General features: G+C 47.8%; 1 protein-coding gene. It reads left to right on the top strand.

From position 1 onward, the window contains the following. The first annotated feature begins 52 nt into the window (after positions 1 to 52). Positions 53 to 244 (top strand): PLDc N-terminal domain-containing protein, encoded by a 192-nt coding sequence (locus TW80_RS17515; protein ID WP_045998771.1) that lies wholly within the window; start codon positions 53 to 55, stop codon positions 242 to 244. Positions 245 to 452: the final 208 nt, after the last annotated feature.

Raw genomic sequence — 452 nt, 5'->3', positions numbered from 1 at the left:
TTTCTCCGTCTGCGTTGTCTTAATGAGTGTTTTGAACAAAACGGAGTCAGCCATGTTAGAAGTTACGGGAATAGGAAGTCTGATTGTTCTCATCCTTGATGTCGTTGCGATCGTGTCGATTGTGGGTTCTGGCAGTTCGACGGGCAACAAGGTCTTGTGGGTCTTGCTTGTGCTGCTCTTGCCGCTCATTGGCTTTATCATTTGGCTGATCGCTGGACCACGCGCCAGCAAGCAACTTGTCTAAGTATCTGCGACTAAATCTCAATTTCTTAAGAGAACATCAGGTTCAGTATTGTTCAGCAAAGCGGGTGTGCGCACACGAAAGGAAGTCGGCATGGGTGCTACGATTGATTGCGAACATCTGATGCCCCATTGGATTTTACCGAGTAAGCTTGTGCTATGAGCGTCAGTGCACGGGTCACCAAAGTTGTTGATGACGTAAGAGCTAGCTA

This window comes from Loktanella sp. S4079, assembly GCF_000967725.1.
GTDB lineage: Bacteria > Pseudomonadota > Alphaproteobacteria > Rhodobacterales > Rhodobacteraceae > Yoonia.
Note: the sequence above shows the minus strand (reverse complement) of the source record. Positions and strands in the feature narration are given on the sequence as shown.